Genomic DNA, 1,089 nt, shown 5'->3' on the forward strand with positions numbered 1-1,089 from the left:
CCGCGACCGCATGGAAGGCATTCCCAACCATGACGATAAGGGCACGTACGATCGGCCCCACAACCTTTCCTGCCAGTACAAGCCGGCTGAAATCGACCCGGTGCTGGCTTCGCTCGGCAGCAGGCCGTGGCTGGCCGAGCGGCCGCGGCTGGCGGTGTTTTTGACGACCGAGCGCGGAACAATGCATTATGCGCTCGATGCCGACGACGACCGTGGCATGCCGATGCGCGAATCGTTCGGCAATGCCGCCGTACCGCTGGCCATGCAGGTGGCTTTTCCCACGGCGGCGCAGCTGTCGCGGGCCGGATTGGACGATCAGGCGCTTCGCAATGCCGAGATGACGAAGCTCGACACACTGGCGAAGAAGACCGGCGCCGACCAGGCGCTTTCCGGCAGTCTCGTCTGGAGCGACAAGGAACTGGGCTGGATCGCCGACTGGCGGCTGGCCGCGGCCGGCAAGACCTACATCTGGCAGGTGCGCGGTGTCGGCTTCGACGAGGCTTTCCGTGTCGCCATCAGGGGCGCAGCACAGATTCTGTCAGGCAATGGGCAACCCGAATAGACTTCGACCGGATCGCTGGCACAATCGTGCCGCATTGGTCAGCAGCGGGAGCTCGTGGTAAAAGCCTGCCCGAACGAGAGTATTTAGCGATGAACAAATTCACCCCCGCAAAGCCCGCCGGCGCGCGCGGCGTCGACGAGATCACCGGCAGCCGCCGTCTGCGCCGCATGCGCAAGGCCGACTGGTCGCGCCGTCTCGTGCAGGAGAACCGGCTCACGGTCGACGACCTGATCTGGCCGATCTTCGTCGTCGAGGGCAAGGGTGTCCGCGAGCCGATCGCCGCCATGCCCGGCGTCTTCCGCCTGTCGATCGATCTCGCCGTCAAGGAGGCCGAGCGCGCGGCGAAACTCGGCATTCCGGCACTCGCCACCTTCCCCAATGTGGACATCTCGCTGCGCGACCAGACCGGCTCGCATATCCTCGATCCCGACAATGTCATCAACCGCGCCACCCGTGCGATCAAGGATGCGGTGCCGCAGATCGGCATCATCACCGACGCCGCGCTCGACCCATTCACCAGCCACGGC

At 65.4% G+C, this 1,089-nt stretch carries 1 protein-coding gene and 1 pseudogene; both read left to right on the forward strand.

Features of this window, described 5'->3' with window-relative positions:
- Window positions 1-562: DUF2066 domain-containing protein (locus EN893_RS35205; protein WP_128362224.1), on the forward strand; the 562-nt coding region annotated here is incomplete at its 5' end.
- A gap of 89 nt (window positions 563-651) precedes the next feature.
- Window positions 652-1,089: pseudogene (locus tag EN893_RS35210) on the forward strand (porphobilinogen synthase); the annotation flags it as partial.

The sequence above is a fragment of the Mesorhizobium sp. M7A.F.Ca.CA.004.04.2.1 genome, from assembly GCF_004022825.1.
Lineage (GTDB): Bacteria > Pseudomonadota > Alphaproteobacteria > Rhizobiales > Rhizobiaceae > Mesorhizobium.